Source organism: Solwaraspora sp. WMMB335 (genome assembly GCF_049179075.1).
In the GTDB taxonomy this organism is placed as follows: domain Bacteria; phylum Actinomycetota; class Actinomycetes; order Mycobacteriales; family Micromonosporaceae; genus Micromonospora_E.
Map to the genome: position 1 here is coordinate 2223452 of NZ_JBMHMF010000001.1, position 21370 is coordinate 2244821.

General features: G+C 70.8%; 19 protein-coding genes. 6 read left to right on the forward strand and 13 right to left on the reverse strand.

Annotated elements, in window-relative coordinates; translation table 11 throughout:
• Window positions 1-40: 40 nt before the first annotated feature.
• The gene (locus tag ACN27F_RS09325; RefSeq protein ID WP_421432463.1) at window positions 41-814 is read right to left on the reverse strand and encodes an enoyl-CoA hydratase/isomerase family protein; all 774 of its coding nucleotides are present in this window, start codon (window positions 812-814) and stop codon (window positions 41-43) included.
• A gap of 60 nt (window positions 815-874) precedes the next feature.
• Here ACN27F_RS09325 and ACN27F_RS09330 point away from each other — a divergent pair, with 60 nt between their 5' ends.
• From ACN27F_RS09330 to ACN27F_RS09340, 3 genes are all read left to right on the forward strand, one after another.
• Window positions 875-1531 (forward strand): DUF6232 family protein, encoded by a 657-nt coding sequence (locus tag ACN27F_RS09330; protein ID WP_421432466.1) that lies wholly within the window; start codon window positions 875-877, stop codon window positions 1529-1531.
• Window positions 1531-2295, forward strand: a complete 765-nt coding sequence (locus ACN27F_RS09335; RefSeq protein WP_421432469.1) for a hypothetical protein — start codon at window positions 1531-1533, stop codon at window positions 2293-2295. The genes ACN27F_RS09330 and ACN27F_RS09335 overlap by 1 nt, the downstream gene beginning before the upstream one ends.
• Window positions 2296-2423: 128 nt before the next feature.
• On the forward strand, window positions 2424-3113 hold the full coding sequence (locus tag ACN27F_RS09340; protein ID WP_421432471.1) for an SRPBCC family protein: 690 nt from the start codon (window positions 2424-2426) through the stop codon (window positions 3111-3113).
• Between the two features lie 75 nt (window positions 3114-3188).
• Here the strand turns inward: ACN27F_RS09340 and ACN27F_RS09345 are convergent, their stop codons facing one another.
• From ACN27F_RS09345 to ACN27F_RS09360, 4 genes are all read right to left on the reverse strand, one after another.
• Window positions 3189-3596, reverse strand: a complete 408-nt coding sequence (locus tag ACN27F_RS09345) for a YccF domain-containing protein (protein ID WP_421432474.1) — start codon at window positions 3594-3596, stop codon at window positions 3189-3191.
• 98 nt (window positions 3597-3694) lie between these two features.
• Window positions 3695-4642 carry a ribokinase gene (locus tag ACN27F_RS09350; RefSeq protein ID WP_421432476.1) on the reverse strand — a complete coding sequence of 316 codons (948 nt, stop codon included), beginning with the start codon at window positions 4640-4642 and terminating at the stop codon, window positions 3695-3697.
• 10 nt (window positions 4643-4652) lie between these two features.
• On the reverse strand, window positions 4653-5450 hold the full coding sequence (locus ACN27F_RS09355; protein ID WP_421432479.1) for an ABC transporter ATP-binding protein: 798 nt from the start codon (window positions 5448-5450) through the stop codon (window positions 4653-4655).
• Between the two features lie 94 nt (window positions 5451-5544).
• Window positions 5545-6720 carry an ROK family transcriptional regulator gene (locus tag ACN27F_RS09360; protein WP_421432482.1) on the reverse strand — a complete coding sequence of 392 codons (1176 nt, stop codon included), beginning with the start codon at window positions 6718-6720 and terminating at the stop codon, window positions 5545-5547.
• Between the two features lie 175 nt (window positions 6721-6895).
• On the opposite strand from ACN27F_RS09360, the gene ACN27F_RS09365 reads away from it, so the two are divergent.
• Window positions 6896-8347, forward strand: a complete 1452-nt coding sequence (locus ACN27F_RS09365; RefSeq protein ID WP_421432484.1) for a glycoside hydrolase family 3 N-terminal domain-containing protein — start codon at window positions 6896-6898, stop codon at window positions 8345-8347.
• An 86-nt stretch (window positions 8348-8433) separates the two neighbouring features.
• On the opposite strand, the gene ahcY is transcribed toward ACN27F_RS09365, so the two are convergent.
• The 4 genes from ahcY to ACN27F_RS09385 all read right to left on the reverse strand — a co-directional run bounded on the left by ahcY (window position 8434) and on the right by ACN27F_RS09385 (window position 12810).
• Entirely contained in the window at window positions 8434-9903 is a 1470-nt protein-coding gene (gene ahcY / locus ACN27F_RS09370) for an adenosylhomocysteinase (RefSeq protein ID WP_421432487.1), read from the reverse strand.
• A 113-nt stretch (window positions 9904-10016) separates the two neighbouring features.
• Window positions 10017-10646 (reverse strand): NADPH-dependent F420 reductase, encoded by a 630-nt coding sequence (locus tag ACN27F_RS09375; RefSeq protein WP_421432490.1) that lies wholly within the window; start codon window positions 10644-10646, stop codon window positions 10017-10019.
• Between the two features lie 212 nt (window positions 10647-10858).
• Window positions 10859-12166 (reverse strand): NAD(P)/FAD-dependent oxidoreductase, encoded by a 1308-nt coding sequence (locus ACN27F_RS09380; protein ID WP_421432492.1) that lies wholly within the window; start codon window positions 12164-12166, stop codon window positions 10859-10861.
• A 227-nt stretch (window positions 12167-12393) separates the two neighbouring features.
• Window positions 12394-12810, reverse strand: a complete 417-nt coding sequence (locus ACN27F_RS09385) for a CBS domain-containing protein (protein WP_421432494.1) — start codon at window positions 12808-12810, stop codon at window positions 12394-12396.
• Between the two features lie 183 nt (window positions 12811-12993).
• On the opposite strand from ACN27F_RS09385, the gene ACN27F_RS09390 reads away from it, so the two are divergent.
• Window positions 12994-14160 carry a PP2C family protein-serine/threonine phosphatase gene (locus ACN27F_RS09390; protein WP_421432497.1) on the forward strand — a complete coding sequence of 389 codons (1167 nt, stop codon included), beginning with the start codon at window positions 12994-12996 and terminating at the stop codon, window positions 14158-14160.
• On the opposite strand, the gene ACN27F_RS09395 is transcribed toward ACN27F_RS09390, so the two are convergent.
• On the reverse strand, window positions 14126-15196 hold the full coding sequence (locus ACN27F_RS09395) for an aspartate-semialdehyde dehydrogenase (protein ID WP_421432500.1): 1071 nt from the start codon (window positions 15194-15196) through the stop codon (window positions 14126-14128). The two genes, ACN27F_RS09390 and ACN27F_RS09395, sit on opposite strands and share 35 nt — an antisense overlap.
• A gap of 99 nt (window positions 15197-15295) precedes the next feature.
• Window positions 15296-15919 (reverse strand): GNAT family N-acetyltransferase, encoded by a 624-nt coding sequence (locus tag ACN27F_RS09400; protein ID WP_421432503.1) that lies wholly within the window; start codon window positions 15917-15919, stop codon window positions 15296-15298.
• Between the two features lie 277 nt (window positions 15920-16196).
• Between ACN27F_RS09400 and ACN27F_RS09405 the strand changes: the two genes are divergently transcribed.
• Window positions 16197-18746 (forward strand): ATP-binding protein, encoded by a 2550-nt coding sequence (locus ACN27F_RS09405; RefSeq protein ID WP_421432506.1) that lies wholly within the window; start codon window positions 16197-16199, stop codon window positions 18744-18746.
• Here the strand turns inward: ACN27F_RS09405 and ACN27F_RS09410 are convergent.
• Together ACN27F_RS09410 and ACN27F_RS09415 are read right to left on the reverse strand one after the other, a co-directional pair.
• The gene (locus ACN27F_RS09410; protein ID WP_421432508.1) at window positions 18726-20072 is read right to left on the reverse strand and encodes a M16 family metallopeptidase; all 1347 of its coding nucleotides are present in this window, start codon (window positions 20070-20072) and stop codon (window positions 18726-18728) included. The two genes, ACN27F_RS09405 and ACN27F_RS09410, sit on opposite strands and share 21 nt — an antisense overlap.
• Window positions 20069-21361, reverse strand: coding sequence for a M16 family metallopeptidase (locus ACN27F_RS09415; RefSeq protein WP_421432514.1), 1293 nt, complete (start codon window positions 21359-21361; stop codon window positions 20069-20071). Before ACN27F_RS09415 ends, ACN27F_RS09410 begins: the two co-directional genes overlap by 4 nt.
• Between the last annotated feature and the right edge of the window lie 9 nt (window positions 21362-21370).

Consider the following 21370-nt stretch of genomic DNA (forward strand, 5'->3'; position numbering starts at 1 on the left):
CCCGCCCCACGGGCAGGTTACCGCCCAGTCACTTCGCGCTCTACCGGCCGGTGAAGTCGGGCCTGCGCTTGGCCACGAAGGCGGCCATGCCCTCGGTGCGATCGGCGGTGGCGAACAGCCCGGCGAACAGCTGGCTCTCCCAGGCCAGCCCGGCGGCCAGGTCCCGGTCCAGACCACCGTCGATGGCCAGCTTCGCCGCCCGCAGGGCCTGGGCCGGACCGGTGACGAAGGGCCGGACCAGGTCGAGCGCGCTGGCGTACACCTGATCGGCCGGCACCACCCGGTCGGCCAGGCCGATCTGACGCGCCTCGGCGGCGTCGACCATCCGGCCGGTGAAGATGATGTCCTTGGCCCGCGCCGGACCGACCAGCCGGGCCAGGCGCTGCGTGCCGCCGGCACCGGGGATCACCCCGAGCTTGATCTCGGGCTGGCCGAGCTTGGCGTCGTCGGCCACCACCCGCCAGTCGCAGGCCAGCGCCAGTTCGCAGCCACCGCCGAGGGCGTAGCCGGTGATCGCGGCGACCACCGGCTTGGGGATCCTGGCGACGGCGTCGAAGGCGCTGGAGAGGTTGGCGGCCCGGGTCGACATCGCCACGTACGACATGTCGGCCATCTCCTTGATGTCGGCACCGGCGGCGAAGACCTTCTCGCCGCCGTACACCACGACCGCCCGCACCTCGGGGTCGTCGGTGAGCGCCTGCGCCACGGCGCGCAACTGCTCCTGCACGGCCGTGTTGAGCGCGTTCATCGGCGGCCGGTCCAACCGGACGGTGGCGATCCCGCCATCGATCTCGACACGTACCAACTCGTCCACGGCAGACCTCCGGTGTCGGGTTGTGAGACAGCCTACGGGTAACCCCGGACAGTGGGTAACGTGATCCACAACGCGACGATGGGCGGGCGGATGATCACCTATTACGATGACAAATCCGTACGAGTTACCAGCGCTGAGATCCGGGTGGGTGAGCAGGTCTATCCCCTTGCCGAGCTGACCCGGATCTGGCACCGTCGGGGCGCCCGCTCATGGGGTGCCCTGGCCGGCCGCGGCATGGTCGGTGTCGCGTTCGTCGCGCCGGTGGCCACCGCGATCATCGGTCTGGTCACCGCGCTGACCATCGACGCGTCGACAAGCGTCACGATTGCTCTGGTCGGCGGCTCCATCCTGGTCGGACTCGCCATCGTGCCGCTGGCCGACCTGTTGCTCGGGTTGCTGGACGATTCCTACGACCGCGGCGCGTACGTCCTGGAGCTCTGGGCCGAGGTGCGCGGCACTCCGATCCTGCTGGTGGCCAGCCGGGACGCGTTGCGGATGGGACGCATCCAGCGGGCACTGCGCCGGGCGGTCGAAGCCGCGCTGGACGCCCGCCCCGCGCACTCGCCGCGCTCCGCGCGGTCCGCCGAACCGCCGGCCAAGGCCGGACCAGCCAAGGCCGGGCCGGCCAGAGCGAGGCCGGTCGCGGCGCGTACGGCGGCCGGCCTGCCCGGTCCAGGTGCCCAGCGGCGCTCGTCGGCGCGGCGCACAATGGGTTGATGCGACTGCCGCTGCCTGCCGATCTCGCCGCCGTCACCCGGACCATGGCCGCGACGGCGGCCGACGTCGCCGCCCGCGCGGCCGGGCGGGTGCTGGCACCAGCGGGCGGGCTTCTCGCCCAGGCCGGCCGACTCGCCGCCGGCTACGCCGGGGTGCCGTCGCGGGCGTTCGCCGTGCTGGACGAGATCGAAGCCCTGGTGCAACGGGTCGGCGCGGTGGTCGACCGGGTCGAGACGTTGCTGCAGCGCAGCGAGCTGGTTGTCGAGGAGACCGAGGAGGCGACCCGCCGGGTCGAGGTCATCGCCGCCGCGGCGACGGCCGCGGTGGAGGCGGCGACCCGGGTGGCGGCGGCCGCGGAGCAACTGCTCACCGACGCGGACCGGGTGGCGGTCGGCGCGAGCCGGGTGGTGGGACGCAGCGAGCAGATCGCCGCCCAGGCGACCGATCTGCTGGACGAGTACGAACCGACCCTACGCCGAGGTGCGCCGATGGCCCGGCACTTCATCGAGCAGTTGAGCGAGGACGAGGTCGTCGCGGCGATCGAGCTGGTCGACGAGCTGCCCCGGCTCACCCGACACATCCAGTCGGACATCCTGCCGATCCTGGCCACCCTGGATCGGGTCGGCCCGGACATCCACAGCCTGCTGGAGGTGACCCGGGACCTGAAGCTGGCGGTGGCCGGCATTCCCGGGCTGCGGATGCTGCGCCGACGCGGCGCTGACCGGCTCGGCGAGGACGAACAGGTACCGGCTCAGGAGCCGTGATCCGCGCCGGTACCGCACCGGCCGGCACCCGCTTCTAGTGACAGGGCTAGCTTATATAAGACACCACTGATAATCTGCCGGCTGGCCGGCCGGTCCGGTCCGGCCGCAGACCATGTCAAGGAGCAGTCGTGATCGACATCGACCAGCAGATCAGCACCGTGCAACGGCGTCTCGGCAGCCGGGTGCTCGAAGCCGGAACCGCCCGCGTGCAGACCATCGCCCAGACGTACCCGGCCGCCGTCGAGGACGTCTGGGACGCCTGTACCAACCCGGAACGGATCCCCCGCTGGTTCATGCCGGTGTCCGGGGACTTGCGCCTGCACGGTCGGTACCAACTCGAAAGCAACGCCGGCGGCGTCGTCGAACGCTGCGACCCGCCGAAGAGCTTCGCCGCCACCTGGGAGTTCGGCGGCGAGGTGAGCTGGATCGAAGTACGCCTCGCCCCGCTGGCCGACGGCCAGACCAGGTTCGAGCTTGAACACGTGGCGCACATCGACGACACCCGGTGGGAGCAGTTCGGGCCGGGCGCCACCGGAGTCGGCTGGGACCTGGCGCTGGTCGGGTTGACGTTGCACCTGTCGGCACCGGACGTCCTGGTCGACCCACAGGCCGGCGAGGCCTGGGCCGCCTCGGCGCAGGGACAGCGGTTCATCGCCCGCAGCAGCGATCAGTGGCGGCAGGCCAGCGTGGCGGCAGGCACCGATCCTGGACAGGCGACCGCCGCGGCGGCCCGGACCACCGCCTTCTACACCGGCAGTGGCGAGGTTCAACAGGATGTCCAGGCAGCCGACGACGACGATACGAGGCCGTCGGCCTGATCCTGGTCCTGGCGGCCGGGGACGGGCTCGCGCACGCCGACGGGGCTCGGGCGAAACCGCCCGGCGTCGCCCGGGTCAGGCCGGGGCCAGGTTCGGCCGGCGCAGGTCCGCCACGTCGACGACCTCTCGGCCGAGCGGCCAGAACGCAGCCGGGACCAGCTTGAAGTTGGCGAGGCCGAACGGGATGCCGATGACGGTCAGGCACAGGGTGACCCCGGTGACGATGTGGGTGAGCGCCAACCACCAGCCGGCCAGCAGCACCCAGAGAATGTTCGCCAGCCCGGACCCGATGCCGGCACCCGGCTTGGCGACCAGTGTGCGGCCGAACGGCCACAACGAGTAGTAGGCCAGTCGCAGTGACGCCACCCCGAACGGGATCGTGACGATCAGTACGAAACAGACCAGCGCCGCGATGCCGTACGCGATGCCGAGCACGATGCCGCCGCCGAAGAAGAGCCAGAGCAGATTGAGAATGACTCGCATATCCTGATCATCCCGCATCCGCGCCACCTGACGTCCGGTTTCACCGCCGGCCCACCCAGACGGCTGGGCAGCGGCGGGGCAGCGACGCGACCGCAGGATCACTCCACGTCGGCCGCCAACGCGTCGATCTCGGCCCGCTCGGGCAGCGATACCGAGGCGCCGAGCCGACGTACGCAGGCCGCACCGGCCGCCGACGCCCAACGCACCGCCGACCCCAGGTCCCGGCCCTCGCCCCAGGCCACCGCGAGCGCACCGGTGAACGCGTCCCCGGCCGCGGTCGAGTCGACCGTCGCCACCACGAAAGCGGGCACGTGGTGGGCCGGGCCGTCCCGGTCGACGAACCAGGCGCCCCGCGCGCCGAGTGTGAGCACCGCACGGGGTACCACCGACAACAGCGCCGTCGGATCCTCACCTGCGGCCCCGGCGATCGCGCGGGCCTCCACCTCGTTGACCACCAGCAGGTCGACGAGGTCGAGCAGCTCGGCTGGCAACTGCCGGGCCGGCGCCGCGTTGAGCACCACCCGGGTGCCCGCGTCGCGAGCCGCCGACGCGGCGGCCTGCACCGTCTCCAACGGGATCTCCAGCTGTGCCACCAGCACGTCCGCCCGCCGCACCGCAGCCAGCTCCGGCTCGGTCAACCCGTGGAACGCGGCATTGGCGCCGGGGGTGACCACGATCGCGTTTTCACCGGCCGCGTTGACCATCACGACCGCGACGCCGGAGGGCCCGTACACCACCCGCAGCTGGCTGGTGTCCACTCCGGAACGTGCGATCCGGCCGGTGAGGGTCACCCCGAACGAGTCGGAGCCGACCGCGCCCAGAAACACGCAGTCGCCGCCGGCTCGCGCCGCAGCGATGGCCTGGTTGGCGCCCTTGCCACCCGGCACGGTCACGAAGTCGCTGCCGAGCAGGGTCTCGCCCGGCTGCGGCAGCCGCGGCGCGGTCGCGACCAGATCCATGTTCGCGCTGCCCACCACGGCGATCCGTGGCCGCGACAGCCGGCTTCCGTCCGGCCGCGACAGCCGGCTTCCGTCCCGCCGGGCCATCCGGACCGCCTCAGGCGGCGCGGGCGGCGAAGCGCTCGCCCGCCCGGTCGACCACCAACGGCAGACCGAACGTCTTCGACAGCTGCTCGCCGGTGATCGTCTCGGCGAGCGGACCGGCGGCGACGATCGCGCCCTCACGCAACAGCAACGCGTGGGTGAAGCCCGGCGGAATCTCTTCCACGTGATGGGTGACCAGCACCAACGCCGGGGCCTGCGGATCCCGGGCGAGTTGGCCGAGCCGGGCGACCAACTCCTCCCGGCCGCCCAGGTCGAGTCCGGCGGCCGGTTCGTCGAGCAGCAGCAGCTCCGGATCCGTCATCATGGCGCGGGCGATCTGCACCCGCTTGCGCTCCCCCTCGGACAGGGTGCCGTAGCTCCGCTCGGCGAACGCGCCGACGCCGAACTGCCCGAGCAGCGCCCGGGCCTGGGCCTCATCGATCACGTCGTACCGTTCCCGCCACCGCCCCACCACCGACCAGGCCGCGGTGAGCACCACGTCCAGCACCCGTTCGGTGCCCGGGATCCGCTCGGCCAGCGCGGCCGTGGACAGCCCGATCCGGGTACGCAGCTCGGCCACGTCGGTCCGACCGAGCTGCTCGCCGAGCACCCGGACGGTGCCGGTGGTGGGATGCAGCCGGGCTGCGGCGAGGCTGAGCAGAGTGGTCTTGCCCGCGCCGTTGGGGCCGAGCACCACCCAGCGCTCGTCGGGACGCACCTGCAGCGTGATGCCCTGCAGCAGGGCCGTGCCGGAGCGGGTGACTCCCACCCCGTCGAGCTCGATCACGAGGTCGTCAGCAACGGTAGGCACCGGACCATCCAACCACGCCGGCCGGCGGACCGTCCCGCCTGGCCGGGCGGGGGTGGCCGGGCGGGGTGTGGCCGGCTCGACACGACCGCCGTGGTCAGACCACGGTGGAGCCGAAGACCTCGTCGCGGACCGCGTCCAGCGCGATCCGCAGCGCCCCCTGCAGCACCGGCTCGTCGGTCACTCCGGTGACCACGACCCGTGGGGCGACCAGGGTGATCGCGGCGACCTCGTGCTGCACCCGTTCGGCGAGCGCGCTGCCGCCCGCCACGCCGACCTCGCCGGTGAGCACGACCAGCGGCGGGTCGAGCACCACGCATGAGCTGGCGACACCGAGCGCGAGCCGGCGGGCCAGCTCGTCGAGCAGCGGTCCGCCACGGGTACCGGCGGCGATCGCCGCGTGCACCGCCTCACCCGCGCTGGCCGCCCGGAAGCCGTGCTCACGGGCTACCGCACGGACCGCGTCGGCCCCGGCGAGCTGCTGGAAGGCGGGCTTCGCCCGGCGGGACACGTCACGCGGGATCGGCGCGCCGGGCACCGGCAGGTAGCCGATCTCACCGGCGGCACCGGTGCTGCCGTGGTGCAGCCGGCCGCCGAGCATGATCGCCAGGCCGACGCCGACGCCAGCCCAGACCAGGACGAAGTCCTTGTCGTCGCGGGCGGCGCCGGCGTGCGCCTCGGCGACGGCGGCGAGGTTGACATCGTTTTCGAAGACCACCGTGGTGTCGAGGTCCTCGCGTAGCGCGGCGAGCAGACCTCGGTGCCAGCGCGGCAGGTTGTACGCGAAGGTGATGTCCCCGGTGCCCGGGTCGACCAGACCCGGCGTGCCCAGCACCACCCGTCGCACGCTGGCCAGCTGCGTGTCCGCGCTGGTGGCCGCCTGGACGACGGCGTTGTGCACGACACCGACCGGATCGTCGGTGTCTCTGGTGGACTGTTCGACCCGGCCGATCACCGCTCCGGTGATGTCGGCGCAGGCGGCGACCACCCGGTCCGGCCCGACATCGACCCCCACCACGTGCGCGCTGCCCGGTTCGACCGCGTACAGCTGGGCGTTGGGCCCCCGCCCGCCGGCCTGTTCGCCGACCCGGGTGACCAGTCCCCGTCCTTCGAGCCGCTCGACCAGTTGCGAGGCGGTCACCTTGGACAGTCCGGTCAGTTCGCCCAGCTGTGCCCGGGTCAACGGCCCACGGGCGATGAGCAGCTCCAGCGCGGCCCGGTCGTTGAGCGCTCGCAGCAACCGGGGCGTGCCGGGCAGGCGCGGGGAACCCATATGTCGTCCTCTAGCATTTAGGAAACTTAACTATTATCTTTGTGAACCTTAGTAGCCGTAGCGTAGTGGCCGCGCACACCCTCAGCGGTCCCACGACCCGGCACTCCAACGGCAACGACTGTGCCTTTCGCGGTGCGACACTCGGACCGCCGAAGGCGTCACGGAGGGAGAAACCGTGCCGATCGATCCGGGTCTGCGCAGCCTGGCGCTGCGTACCCTGCTGGCCGCGTTCCCCGGCACCACGGTGCCGCAATGGGCGATCGACCTGGTGGGCGACGGGCTCGCCGGGCACACTCTGTTCGGTGGCAACATCACCGATCCGGCGCAGATAGCCGCGACGACCGCCGCGTTGCGCGCGGCGCGTCCCGACGTACTCGTCGCCATCGACGAGGAGGGTGGCGACGTCACCCGGCTGGCACACGCCACCGGCAGTCCGTACCCGGGCAACGCCGCCCTCGGCGCGGTCGACGACCCGGCGCTCACCCGCCGGGTCTACCGGGCGATCGGCGACGAGCTGGCCGGTTGCGGCGCCAATCTCAACCTCGCCCCGACGGTGGACGTGAACACCGTCGACGACAACCCGATCATCGGGACCCGCTCGTTCGGCGCCGATCCCGCCCGGGTCGCCGTGCACGCCGCGGCGGCGGTCACCGGGCTGGCCGACGCCGGCGTCGCCAGCTGCGCGAAGCACTTCCCCGGCCACGGCGCGACGGTCACCGACTCGCACCTGGAGTTACCTACGGTGGACGTACCCTTGGCGGTGCTGCGCGACCGGGATCTACCGCCGTTCGCCGCGGTCGTCGGCGCCGACGTTCCGGCGATCATGACCGCGCACATCCGGGTTCCCGCGCTCACCGGCGACCTGCCGGCCACGCTCAGCCCGGCCACGCTGACCGGGCTGCTCCGTCAGGAGTACGGATTCACCGGCGTCGTCGTCACGGACGCGCTGGAGATGCGTGGCGCCACCCTTGCCGCCGGTGGGATCGTGCCGGCGGCCGTCGCCGCGCTGGCCGCCGGCGCCGACCTGCTCTGTATCGGCGCGCGGGTGGATCATGCCCTGGTGCAACAGGTCGCGACGGGGATCGCAGCGGCGGTCGCCGACCGGACGCTGCCGCTCGAACGGGTCGAGCAGGCGGCTGAGCGGGTGGCGGCGCTCGCCGCCGCCGTCCGCCCCGGTCCGGTGACGCCGGCCGGACCGACCGATCTCGGGTACGCGGTCGCGCGGCGCGCGGTCCGGGTGGAAGGTTCCCTCGACGGACTGGCGTCCGCGCTCGTCGTGCAGATGACCGCCGGTTCGACGATCGCCGAAGGCCGGGTGCCCTGGGGGCTCGGCCCGCATCTGCCCGGCACCGAACTGCTCCGGATCGTACCGGCGGAGGTGGGCGCCGACACGATCGCGGCGGCCGCCGCCGGCCGGCCGCTGGTGCTGGTCGGCCGGCACATCCATCGGGTGCCCGGCGCGCCCGAGCTGGTACACCGGCTCGCCGCCCGGCACGCCGTGTTCGTGGTCGAGATGGGCTGGCCGTCGGCCTGGCGACCGACCGGGGTACGGGCGTTCGTCACCACCTACGGCGCCAGCCACGCCAACGGCCGAGCCGCCGCGCAAGCCCTCGGCCTGGCCGCCTGATCCACCAGCCGACCTTCCGGCGATCTTGGGCTTATCGATGGACGTATCGGACAAAGTTCTCGATAAGCCCAAGATCGTGACAGCGATCAGTAGCGGTAGTGGTCCGGCTTGTACGGGCCGGCCACGTCGACGCCGATGTAGTCCGCCTGGGCCTTGGTCAGCACGGTCAGCTTGGCGCCGAACGCGTCGAGGTGCAGCCGCGCGACCTTTTCGTCGAGGTGCTTGGGCAGTACGTAGACCTGCTTGCCGTACTCGCCGATCTTGGTGTAGAGCTCCACCTGGGCGATCACCTGGTTGGAGAACGACGTGGACATCACGAAGCTCGGATGGCCGGTGGCGTTACCCAGGTTGAGCAGGCGGCCCTCGGACAGCACGAGCACCGAGTGCCCGTCGGGGAAGCGCCACTCGTCGACCTGCGGCTTGATGTTGATCCTCTCGATCCCCGGCACCCTCGCCAGGCCGGCCATGTCGATCTCGTTGTCGAAGTGGCCGACGTTGCCCACGATCGCGTTGTGCTTCATCCTGGCCATGTGATCGGCCAGGATGATGTCCTTGTTGCCGGTCGTGGTGATGAAGATGTCGCCGCGCTCGACGACGTCGTCCAGGGTCACCACGTCGAGGCCGTCCATCGCCGCCTGCAGGGCACAGATCGGGTCGATCTCGGTCACCACGACCCGGGCACCCTGGCCGCGCAGCGACTCCACCGCGCCCTTGCCGACATCGCCGTAGCCGCAGATCACCGTGAGCTTGCCGGCGATCATCACGTCGGTGGCCCGGTTGATGCCGTCGACCAGCGAGTGGCGGATGCCGTACTTGTTGTCGAACTTGCTCTTGGTCACCGAGTCGTTGACGTTGATCGCCGGGAACAGCAGGTTGCCCTCGCGCGCCAGCTCGTACAGGCGGTTGACGCCGGTGGTCGTCTCCTCCGAGACACCGATGATCGACTTGGCCATCTCGGTGTACCTGGTCGGGTCGGCGGCCAGTGACGCCCGCAGCGTCTCCAGGATGATGCCGTACTCCACCGAGTCGGACTCCGCGGTCGAGGGCACCGCGCCGGCCGCCTCGAACTGCTTGCCGAGGTGGACGAGCAGCGTCACGTCACCGCCGTCGTCGACGATCGAGTCCGGCCCGGTGCCGTCCGGCCAGGTGAGCATCTGCTCGGTGCACCACCAGTACTCGTCGAGGGTCTCACCCTTCCAGGCGTACACCGCGACGCCCTGCGGGTCGTCGACCGTGCCGTTCGGGCCGACGACGACCGCGGCGGCGGCGTGGTCCTGGGTGGAGAAGATGTTGCAGGAGACCCAGCGGACGTCGGCGCCGAGCGCGGTGAGGGTCTCGATGAGGACCGCGGTCTGTACGGTCATGTGCAGCGAGCCGGCGATCTTCTTGCCCTTGAACGGCTGCTGGGCGGCGTACTCACGGCGCAGCGCCATCAGGCCGGGCATCTCGTGCTCGGCGAGCTCGATCTCCTTGCGACCGAAGGTGGCCAGGGACAGGTCGGCGACTTTGAAGTCGTTGACCGAGCCTGCGCTGTCAGCGGTCAGAGTGACGGTCACGAATACTCCTCGGGTTTCTGCGGATGCGTCCGTCCAGCCGGGTACGGCGCACGACACCCATCCACCATACGGCCCGGAACGCCGGATCCGACCCGAGGGCGGCGACGGCACGGTCAGTCGCGGGCCAGCGCGAATCCCACCGCAGGACCGGTACCACCGCCGTAGGCGGCCTGAATGAGCAGTGCCGCGACCGGCTCCAGGTAGCGGGCGCTGGTCAGCGGTCCGGCGTCGACAGTATCGAATCCGAGCTGGGTGCCCAGTTCCTGAACGGTCTTCTTGGCAGCGAGGTCGTCCCCGGCCACCGGTACCGACTGACGCACACCGCCGAGCACCGGACGGGCGTGATTGGGCGCCAGTACGGTGTTGAAGGCCTTGACCACGTTCGCCGCCGGTATCCGCGCCGCGACCTGCTCGGCGGCTGAGGTGTCATGGCCGATCCGCAGTGACATGTGGTCTGGATCGAGCGGATTTGTCACGTCGATCACCGTGGTCCCGGCGAGGGCGTCGGCCATTGGGCCGGCCAGCGCGTCGGGCACGCCGTCGAATGGGACGGCCAGCACCACCAGCTCGGCAGCGGCGGCCTGGGCGGGCTCGACCGCGGTGACGCCGGTGGCCGTGGTGGCCTCCGCCAAGCGGGGCGAATCCGGGCTCGACGCGCAGAGTGCCACCTGGTGGCCTACCTCGGTCAGTCGGCGGGCCAGGGCGGATCCGACGTTGCCGGCGCCGATGATGCCGATGTCCATCAGTTTCTCCCTCTCCAGGCCGCTACCGCGACGGTTCTCCCTCTCCAGGCCGCTACCGCGACGGTTCTCCCTCTCCAGGCCGCTACCGCGACAGGCTTCCGCTGCGGACCACTGCTGATCCATCGGTTACCCCGCCGGGCAGGACGGAAACGACGACGGCCGACCGTTGATAGCTGGACCCGGCCGGCGAGGTCGCCGGCCGACACCGACGGTCAACGCCCCAACGGTTGCACCAGCTCCGGAGACGCGGTGTCCAGCGGGACCGCGGCCGGCGGCACCAACCCGAGTTGTACGCCCTGGCGGGACAGCAGCGATTCCAGCATCCAGTCGGCGGCGACCCGGACCCGGTTGCCCGGGATGGACGCCAGGTGGTAGCCGCGGGTCACCGCCTTGGCGACCGGACCGGCCAGCGGCACGTGCAGCGGGTTGGCCGCCGCCTGCGCCCCACCGAGGTCGACCGCGAAGCCGAGGTCCTTGTGCCGGTACGGACGAAACGAGCCGTGGCCGTACGAGGCGGCGACGTTGTGCGCGGCGAGCCGGCCCTGACGAACCGCGTGCTGGGCGGTCATCGGGGTGATCTCACCAGGACGACCCGGATCCGGCACCGCCGCCGCGTCGCCGCAGGCGAACACCTCCGGATGCTGCGGGACCGCGAGGAACTCGTCGACCACCATCCGGCCCTTGGTGGTGGCCAGGCCAAGATCGTCGACAACCGGATCGGGTCGCACCCCGACGCACCAGATCAGTGACCGGCTGGCGACGAACTCCCCGGTGGACAGCCGGACACCGTCGCTGGTGGCTTCCGCCACCGAGGTGCCGAACATCGTCTGCACCCCGCGCGAGTCGAGCACCCGCTGCGCGGTCGCCGACATCCGCTCGTCGAGTTCGGGCAGCACCCGGTCGGCAAGGTCCAGCAGCAGCCATCGCACCTGCTGACCGGCGAGCCGCGGGTGGCGTCGCAGCAGCAGTTTGGTGGCACTCACGCAATGCGCGGCGACCTCCGTACCGGTGTATCCGGCACCGACCACGACGAAGGTGCAGCGGGCCGCGCGCTCGGCCGGATCCTCGGCGAGGTCGGCCAGCTCGATCTGCCGGGTGAGGTGGTCGCGCAGGTAGAGCGCCTCCGGCAGGGTACGGAAGCCGTGTGCGTGCTCGTCGACCCCAGGAATCGGCAACAGCTTGTTGACGCTGCCGATCGACACGATCAACCGGTCGTATCGCATGTCCGCCGGGGATCCGTCGCCGTCGACGTAGCCGACCCGCCGATCCGCCAGGTCGATCCGGTCGATCTCGCCGAGCACGATCCGGACCCCGGGCAACGTGTCTGGTAGCGAGACGGTTACCCGTCGTGGCTCCAGCACGCCGGAGGCCACCTCCGGCAACAGCGGTACGTAGAGAAAGTAGTCGGTCGGGTTGATCAGGACGATCTCCGCCGCCCCGCGGGCCAGCCGGGAAAGGGTACGGGCGGCCTGGTAGCCGGCGAACCCGGCGCCCACGATGACGATGCGCGGTCGGCTCATTGCTGATCTCCGATCGGATACGAAACGGCAGGGGGTGTGTGCGGCCGGTGACGGCGGCGCGACATCCGGAAAGCGGGTGTCCCCTCGTCCGCCGGTCCCGGCGCCGCAGGCCGGACGGACTGCACGAGGACACCCACCAGAGGGTTCCGGCACCGCCCGCCGAACGAGCGGTCGGTGCATGGTCGGTGCGGCGGCGCCCCTCGCCGGGTGCCGCCGCACCGCCGGTGTCAGTTGTTCGGCTCGTCGGTGCTGATGTCGGCGAGCACCGAGTCGGGCTCCCATTCGACGGCGAGGTCACCCATCGACACCACGCCGACGAGGCGCCCGTCGTCGACCACCGGTAGCCGCCGTACCGAGTAGGTCCGCATCAGTTCCGCGGCGGCGACCGCGTCGTCGTACGGCGAAACCACCACCACGTCGTCGGTGAGAATCTGGCTGAGCTGGGTACTGGCCGGATCCATCTCGGCGGCCACCGCCCGGACGGTGATGTCCCGGTCGGTCACGATGCCCCGGATATCGCCATCATTGGTGACGATCACGTCACCAATGTCCGCGTCGCGCATCTGTCGCGCCGCCGCGGTCAGCAGGTCACTCGCGTCCATGGTGAACGGCCGGGCGGTCATGAACTCTCCGACAGTCGTCATCGCGCACTCCTCTCGGTATCGGCGCCACCTCCCGGGTACCCGGGCTGGGTGCGGGAAAACCAGACGCTCACACGGGTCAGCCGGCCGTCGCTCGCACGGGTCAGCCGACCGGCACCTGATCGGTTACCCTCGGAGCGAGTACGGCCTGCTGACGCCCTGGCAGTGCCGGGTAGGGAGCAGGTCGTGTGGGTGCGCCGGGCGGGCTGGCGTACGCCGAGTTTTTCTGACCGGGCGCTCCTCGCGCGTGACTGGACGTTCCTGGCGCGGACCGAGCGGTGGCGCGGGATGCCTGCGGCGCTGGCGCTGATCGCGGCGATCACCGTGGTGGACATCGTCACCCAGACCAACGCCGTGGTCCTGGGCTTTCTCTCCCTCCCCCCGCTGTTCGCGGCGGCGATCGAGAAGACCCGCCGCACCGCGGCGGTGGCGGCGGTCGCCTGCTTCGTCGCGCTGGTCGCCGGGTTGCCGAGCGGGGTGTTCGGCAGCCTTGACCATCTGCTGCGCACCAGTGTCGTGTTCGCGGTCGGTGTGGTCTCGATCTATGTCGCCCGCTCGCGCAACCTGCGGGAGGCCCGGCTGCGGCGGATGACCGAGATCGCCGAGGTCGCCCAGCACGCCGTGCTGCGTCCGCCACCACCGAGGTTGGACGATGTGGCCCTGGCGGCGCGCTATCTGTCCGCCTCCGAGGCGGCGAACGTCGGCGGCGACCTGTTCGCCGCGGTGGCCAGCCCGTACGGCGTCCGGCTGGTCATCGGAGACGCCTGCGGCAAGGGCCTGCAGGCGGTGCAGATGGCCGCTACCGTGATGGGAGCGTTCCGGCAGTCCGCGTTCGTCCAGCCAGAGCTGGCGGCGGTCGCCGCCGACCTGGACCAGGCGGTGTCGCGCGACGCCGCCGGCACCGGCCAGCCGGCTCAGTTCGTCACCGCCGCGCTGGTGGAGCTCTCCGGCGACACCCTGACCCTGATCAACTGTGGACATCCGGCCCCGGCGCTGCGCCAGGTGTCCGGCGTGCTGGAGATTCTGGAACCCACCGATCGTTACCCCCCGCTCGGGCTACGCCGCGACGCCCCACAGCCGCACCGGTTGATCCGTCCCTGGCGGCCCGGCGACCGGCTGCTGCTCTACACCGACGGGCTGGTCGAGGCCCGCAACGGTGGCGGCGACGTACTCGCCGCCACCCCGCTCATCGCCTGCCTGCAACTGCCGGATCGCGAGGAAGTGCTCGATCGGATCGTCGCCGAACTGCAGCGGCACGCCGGTGGACAGACCAACGACGACGCCGCCCTGCTGTTGGCCGAGCGGCAGGATGACTCGCTCAGCCAGGCCGGCCGGCTGAGCCGGTCCGACTGAGCCGGCCCGACTGAGCCGCGCCGGCGATCAGCAGCTCGGCGATCTGCACCGCGTTGAGGGCCGCGCCCTTGCGTAGGTTGTCGTTCGAGCAGAACAGGGCCAGCCCGTGCGCGACGGTTTCGTCGGCCCGGATCCGGCCGACGTACGTCGGATCCTGGCCGGCGGCCTGCAGCGGCGTCGGCACGTCCGACAACGCCACGCCCGGCGCTCCGGAGAGCAGTTGCCGCGCGCGCTGCGGGGTGATCGGCCGGGCGAAGCGCGCGTTGATCTGCAGGGAGTGTCCGGTGAAGACCGGCACCCGTACGCAGGTGCCGCTGACCAGCAGCTCCGGAACACCCAGAATCTTGCGGCTCTCGTTGCGCAGCTTCTGCTCCTCGTCGGTCTCCGCCGAGCCGTCGTCGACGATCGAACCGGCCAGCGGCAGTACGTTGAACGCGACCGGTCTGGCGAACGAGCGGGGCGGCGGAAACTCGACCGCGGTGCCGTCGAACGTCAACGCCGCCGCACCCTCGGCCACCTTGCGGACCTGCTCGTCGAGCTCGGCGACGCCGGCCAGGCCGGCCCCGGAGACCGCCTGGTAGGTCGACACCACCATGCTGACCAGGCCCGCCTCGGCATGCAGCGGGCGCAACACCGGCATCGCCGCCATGGTGGTGCAGTTGGGGTTGGCGATGATGCCCTTCGGGCGGTCGGCCGCCGCCTGCGGGTTCACCTCGGCGACCACCAACGGTACGTCGGGGTCCATCCGCCAGGCCGACGAGTTGTCGATCACCGTCGCGCCGGCCGCCGCGACCCGCGGCGCCAGCTCCTTCGAGATGCCCTTGCCGGCGGAGAACAGCACGATGTCGCAACCGGCGTAGTCGGCGGTGGCCGCGTCCTCGACCGGGACCTCACCGCCGCGCCAGGGCAGATTCCGCCCGGCCGAGCGAGCCGAGGCGAACAGCCGTATCTCGTCGACGGCCACCTCACGCTGCGCCAACACCTGCCGCATGACGCCACCGACCTGGCCGGTCGCGCCGACAATCCCGATCCTCATGTCGAGGAGGTTACCGAGGGGCCGGGGTGAGGCGGTACCGAGTTGCGCCACATCACGTCCGGCCCGCTCGCAGGGGTTCTGCCGACCCGCTCGTCAAGTTCAGCCGGAACGGCGGATGAGCCGGGGCTGGCGCCACATCGGCCAGAGCATCGGACCGCCGTCGGGCAGGGTGAACGGCGCGGCGGCGGTCGGCTGGTAGCCCAGCCTGGCGTACAGGTCCCGGGCGCCCGTACTACTGGCCACCACGTACGCCGCGCTGCCGGCGGTGTCGAAAATGGCGTGCCGGTGCGCCAGCAGCGCGGTGCCCAGGCCGTAGCCCTGCCGGCTCGGACTCACCCCGAGGTAGGCCAGGTAGTGGTGCTCCCCCACCGGGTGCCGCTCGGCCAGTGCGTCGTCGAGCAACCGGAACCGGTAGGCGTGCACGCCGCAGGTGTCGTCGAGCAACTGCTCGTACTCCACCGGATTGGGCAGGATCAGGCTGCACGGACGCCACACCGCGACCGCACTGTAGTCCTCGGTCAGATAGATGCTGCCCTGGCGCAACCCATAATCGATCAGGGCCGGGCAGAACCGCTGGAAGACCTGCCGTCGGGTGGCGGGATCCGGGATGAGCCAGGCGGCCTCGGGAGTGTCGAGGAAGGCGTCGACCAGGGTCCGGGCCACCCGTAGGGTGTCGGTGTAGGTCGCATACCGGATCATCACGGACGTCTCGAGCTGGGGCATCGGCGTTCGCCTCTCTGCGGCACGATGCGGACACCCGGGTACAACGGACGACACACCGTTTCGGGTTCGACTGTGTTCGGTCGCCTACCGTCAGCGATTGGGATCCCCGGTGGACACTCGCCCATGTATCAAGCTGCGACTTCAGCAGATACACTGGGTAATAGATGTCGATACAATGCAGCAAAACAGCTGACAACGGACCTCGAAAACGATTTCGGAGTCCCGCATGAACCGCACCTCGCCTCATACCCGTCGCGCCCGTCTAGCCAGGACGGCATTGATCTCCGGCATTCCGATCACCAGCGCCGCTGTCGGAATAACGACAAATCTTGTCACCGCTACTTGGAGCTGGACGCTGGGCAGCGCACTGCTCGCGTTCGTCGCCGGCAGCATCGCCGTCGCCGTGCTGGTCGACCGGGAGCACCACGTACCGGGAGCACCACCGCCGGCGCGGCCCGACCAGCCGGCTGAGGACAAGCGCGTAACGCCACCGGCGCAGGCGGCCGGCTCCGGCGTCAACACCCTCCCCCGCGACATCGGCGTCTTCACCGGTCGACATGAAGAGGTGCGACTCCTACTGGCGGCGGCCACCGGCGAAGAGGGATCCGCCCTGGCCATTCACGCTGTGGACGGGATGGGTGGGGTGGGCAAGACAGCCCTCGCCGTGCATGTCGCACACCTACTCGCCGCCGACTATCCCGATGCACAACTGTACGTGAATCTGCGTGGTTATCTCAGCGACCAGGCACCAATGAGAACCGACGAAGCGCTCGAAGTGCTCCTTGTCGCACTTGGCGTCCCATTGGATCGGATTCCGCCCAGCCCGGATGCCAGATCGGTGTTGTGGCGGGCACAGATTTCACGTCGACGCGCCGTGGTCGTCATCGACAACGCGTCCGACGCGGAACAGGTCCGCCCGTTGCTGCCCGGCACCGGGGAATGCGTCGCGATCATCACGAGTCGTCGCCGGCTCACCCTGCCCGATGTACGTCCGGTTTCGCTCGACACGATGCCGGCGCGGGAGGCGGTCGCGCTGTTCATCTCGATCGTCGGACCGATCCGCACCGCCGATCAACTGCCGACGGTCGACGCAGTCGTCGCCCGCTGCGGATATCTCCCGTTGGCCATTGAGGTCGCAGCCGCGTGGCTGGCCCACCGCCCGTCGAAGATAGTCGATGACCTACTGGCCGCGCTGGACACTCCACTCGATGCGGTGGTGGCCACCTTGGAGCTGTCGGTCCGCAGCCTCCCACCGGCCGCCAGGAAGGTATTCCTGCACCTCGGCCAGCATCCGGGTCCGAGCATCACCGCCGCAGTGGCGGCCGCCCTGACCGACCTCGACGAGGCCGGCGCCGACCGGGCAATCGACACGTTGTACGAACACAACCTCCTGCAGGAGGTCGCCCGTGGTCGGTACCAGTTTCACGACCTGGTGCGGGAATTCGCGCGGCAGGCCGCGGTCGATCTGGATGCGACCGGAGTGGAGCGGCTGCTTCGCAGATATCTGGAATCAGCGACGGTCGCCGACCGGCTGCTCGGTCCCGGTGTGCCCGGCTGCCCGGACCCGGTACCCGACGGCCGGACCGGGCAGACCAGCGACACCGCAGCTCGCGCCTGGTTCGCGGCGGAGCTACCCAACCTGCTCGCCTGCGCGCGCCACGCCATCGACCACCGCGTCGTGCCGTACGCATGGATGCTGCCGTCGGTGATGTCCCGCTTCTTCCGAGAACGGGGCTATGCCCTCCAGGCAAGACCGTTGCTGATCGGAGCGCTGCGGGTCGCGACCGACACGGGCGACCTGCTGGCAAAGGCGAACTGTCATCTTGGGCTCGGCACGCTGGATCAGATCGCCGGCAACCCCACCGCCGCACGAAGTCACTTCGATGCGGCGGACACGCACTACCAGCAGGTGAAGAGCCTGCTCGGCAGGGCCAACGTGCTGATGGAAATCGGCGTGCTCGACCAGATCGCCGGGGACTACCTGGCCGCACAGCGCCGGTTCGACGAGGCGATGCAGGGCTACCAACGGCTCGGCAACGTACTGGGGCAGGCCTACGCACATGCCGAACTGGCCGCCGTCGCCAAGCTGGTCAACCGCTACGCGGCAGCCCGGGCACACGCCAATCTGGCGCTGGAGTACTACGGCCGGGCCGGTAGCCAGGCCGGACAGGCCGAGGCGTACTCAAGTCTCGGCGGGATCGACCGGTTGACCGGTGACTGGGACGCCGCCCGGGTGCACTTGACCAGGGCGCTCCACCTGCACACCGCGTTAGGTCATGGCCGGGGACAGGCGTATGCCCAGGTCCAACTGGGCGCGCTGCATCGGGCGGCTGGAGAATACCCGGCAGCCCGCAAGCTGCTGTACGACGCGCTGACCAGCTATCACGACGCCGGCGACCGAATGGGCATGGCGTTCGCCTACAGCCAGCTCGGAATGCTCGACCGAGTAGTCGGGGAACATCCGACCGCCCGTAGTCATTTCGAGCAGGCCCTCAGCCTCTATCGAGGGGTGGGCAGCCTGGCCGGTGAAGCCAACACCCTGACCAGCCTCGGGATCCTGGAGCGGCTGATGGGTGACTACACCGCAGCGGTGGGCAATCTCGATCGAGCGCTCGGACTTTACTCCACTTTGGACGACCGTGCCGGCCAAGCGGACGCGCGGACGGAGCTCGCCACGGTCCATCAGGAGAGCGGGGACGTCACCGCGGCCCAGGCTCAACTCGCCCTTGCCCTGCCACTGTGGATCGCGGTCGACAACGCAGCCGCTGCGGACCGGGTAAGGGCGAGTCTGGCACTACTGCCCGAGTCAGGCCGGATCGCCGAGTAACTCCCCGAGGCCGGAGGCGGCCAGTTCGTCGCGCACCTGCGCGGCGTCGCCCTCCACTACGACGGTCAGGCCCTGGGCGTGCAGGTGGGTGGCGGCCGCGGCGGAGACCTGCTCGACCGTCGCCGACAACAGGTGTTCGCGCAGCCGGGCGTGGTAGTCGTCGGGCAGCCCGTAGACCACCAGGGTGGTCAGCGCGCTGGCGATCGCCGCCGGCGTCTGCAGCTCCACCGTCAGCTGCCCGGCCCGCCAGGAGCGGGCCGTCGCCAGCTCCTCCTCGGAGACACCGTCCGCCTGGGTCCGGGCCACCTCGCCGACCGCGTCGATGAGCGCGGGGGTGGTGACCGCGGTCTGCACGCTGGAGCTGACCGAGAACCTGCCGAACCGGCGGGCCAACCCGAAGTCGGACCGGATGCCGTACGTGTAGCCGCGTACCTCGCGGATCAGATGGTTGAGCCGTGAGGTGAAGGCACCGCCGAGCACGGTGCTGGCCAGGGTCATCGGCACGTAGTCCGGGTGGGACCGGTGCGGTGCCGGGTGACCGAGGCGCAGCGTGGACTGGACCGAGCCGGGCCGGTCGACCAGGATTATCCGCCGTCGGTCCCGCAACTGGACCGGCAACGGTGGATCGACCGGCGACGGTTCCCCACCGGTTCCGGCGAACGCGGTCGCCGCCAGCGCGTCCAGGTCGATCAAGTCCAGGTCACCGGTGACCAGCAGGGTGCCGGGCCGGCTGAACCAGGTGCGGTGGAAGTCGACCACGTCGGCGACGGTGACCGCGGCGACCGAGTCGGGGTCACCACCCATCGGCCGGCCGTGCCGCTGATCCGCGCCGAACAGGTCGGCCCGCAGCGCCGCGTCCGCCCGGGGGCCGGGGTTGGCCCAGTACATCCGCAGCGCGGTCGCCTCGTCGTCGCGGACCCGGCTGACGTCGGCCGGATCGAGTCGTGGCCGGCGGACCGCTTCGGCGAGCAGTTCGACGGCGGTGCCGAGGCGGGCCGCCGGAACCTGCACGCCGACCCGGAACGAATCCCAGTCCACCGAGAAGAACAACTCGGTGCCGAGGCTCTCCAGGGCCAGCGCGTAGGCGGCCGAGTCGCGGGCGGCGGTGCCTTCCTCCAGCGCCTTGGTCAGCACACCGGCGAGGCCTTCCCGGCCGGCCGGTTCGTGACCGGCACCGGCGTCGAGTAGCAGGCTGGCAACTGCCAACCGGTGGCCGGGCAGGTGGGCCGCGACGACCTCACCACCGGCGACCTGCCGGCGGATCACCTCGGGGAACCGGTACGGCCGGGCCGCGCCTGGACCGGGCCGCTGCGCGATGATCGTCACTTGTCGCCCTCCGGTAGGTAGCTGAGCTGGACCCGGTTGTCGGTCCGCAGCAGGCGTGCGGCCTCGTCGGTGACCGCCTCGGCGGTCACCGACAGCCACCCGGGCAGCCGCTCACCGGCCCGGGCAGGTTCGCCGAACAGCGTCGCGTAGCGGCCGAGGATGTCGGCCCGGCCTTCGAAGCTGGCGACCATCCGCCACCACGACGTGGTCAGCAGCGCCTGGGCGCGTTCGACCTCCGCCTCGGTGACCCCGTCCCGTGCCACCTCGTCGATGACCTCGGCGAGACCATCGGCGAGTCGCTCGGCGCTCACCTCGGGTTGGGCGGTCGCGGTGATGATCAGCGGGGCCGGGGCGTGCGCCAGATCGACACCGTAGGCGCCCAGGTAGTCGGGCTGGGCAAGCCGGGCACCGTCGGCGAGCCGCTGGTACAGCCGGCTGCCACGACCGCTGCCGAGTACGGTGCCGAGCACCGTCGCGACGTCGTACTTCGGTCCGCCGTACGGGTATGTCCGGTAGGCGAAGTAGTGCCGGGGCGCTGGCACGTCGGCGGTCACCAGTTGCTCGACCGGTCCGGCCAGCGGCGCGGGGTCACGCCCGTCCGGGGCCGGGGGGATGTCGCTGCGGGCGGCAATGCCGCCGAAATACTTGTCCGCCAGGCTCAACACCTCGTCGGTGTCGGTGTCACCGACCACGGTGAGCACCGCGTTGTTCGGCGCGTAGTACATCTGGTGGAACGCCTGAAAGGTCGCCAGATCGGCGGCGTTCAGATCGTCCATCGACCCGATGGTGGCATGATGGTACGGATGTCCGGGCGGGTACAGCAGCGGCAGCAGCCGTAGCCAGGCGTCGCCGTACGGAACGTTGTCGTAGCGCTGTCGCCGCTCGTTCTTGACCACCTCGCGTTGGTTGTCCAGGGTCTCCTGGGTCAACGCCGGCACCAGACCACCCATCCGGTCGGCCTCCAGCCACAGCGCGAGCGCGAGGTGCTCGGCCGGGATGGTCTCGAAGTAGTTCGTCCGGTCGGGGTTGGTGGTCGCGTTGAGCGAGCCGCCGGCCCCCTGCACCAGCTTCATGTGCTCGGTCTTGGCCACGTTGACCGAACCCTCGAACATCAGATGCTCGAAGAGGTGTGCGAAACCGGTCCGGCCGGTGGGCTCGTGTCGCGAGCCCACGTCGTACCAGAGGTTGACCGCTACGACCGGCACGCTGCGGTCGGTGCTGACGACGACCCGCAGTCCGTTGTCCAGCCTGGTGGTCTCGATCGGCCAGGGATACCCGTTGGGCGACATGTGCTCGAC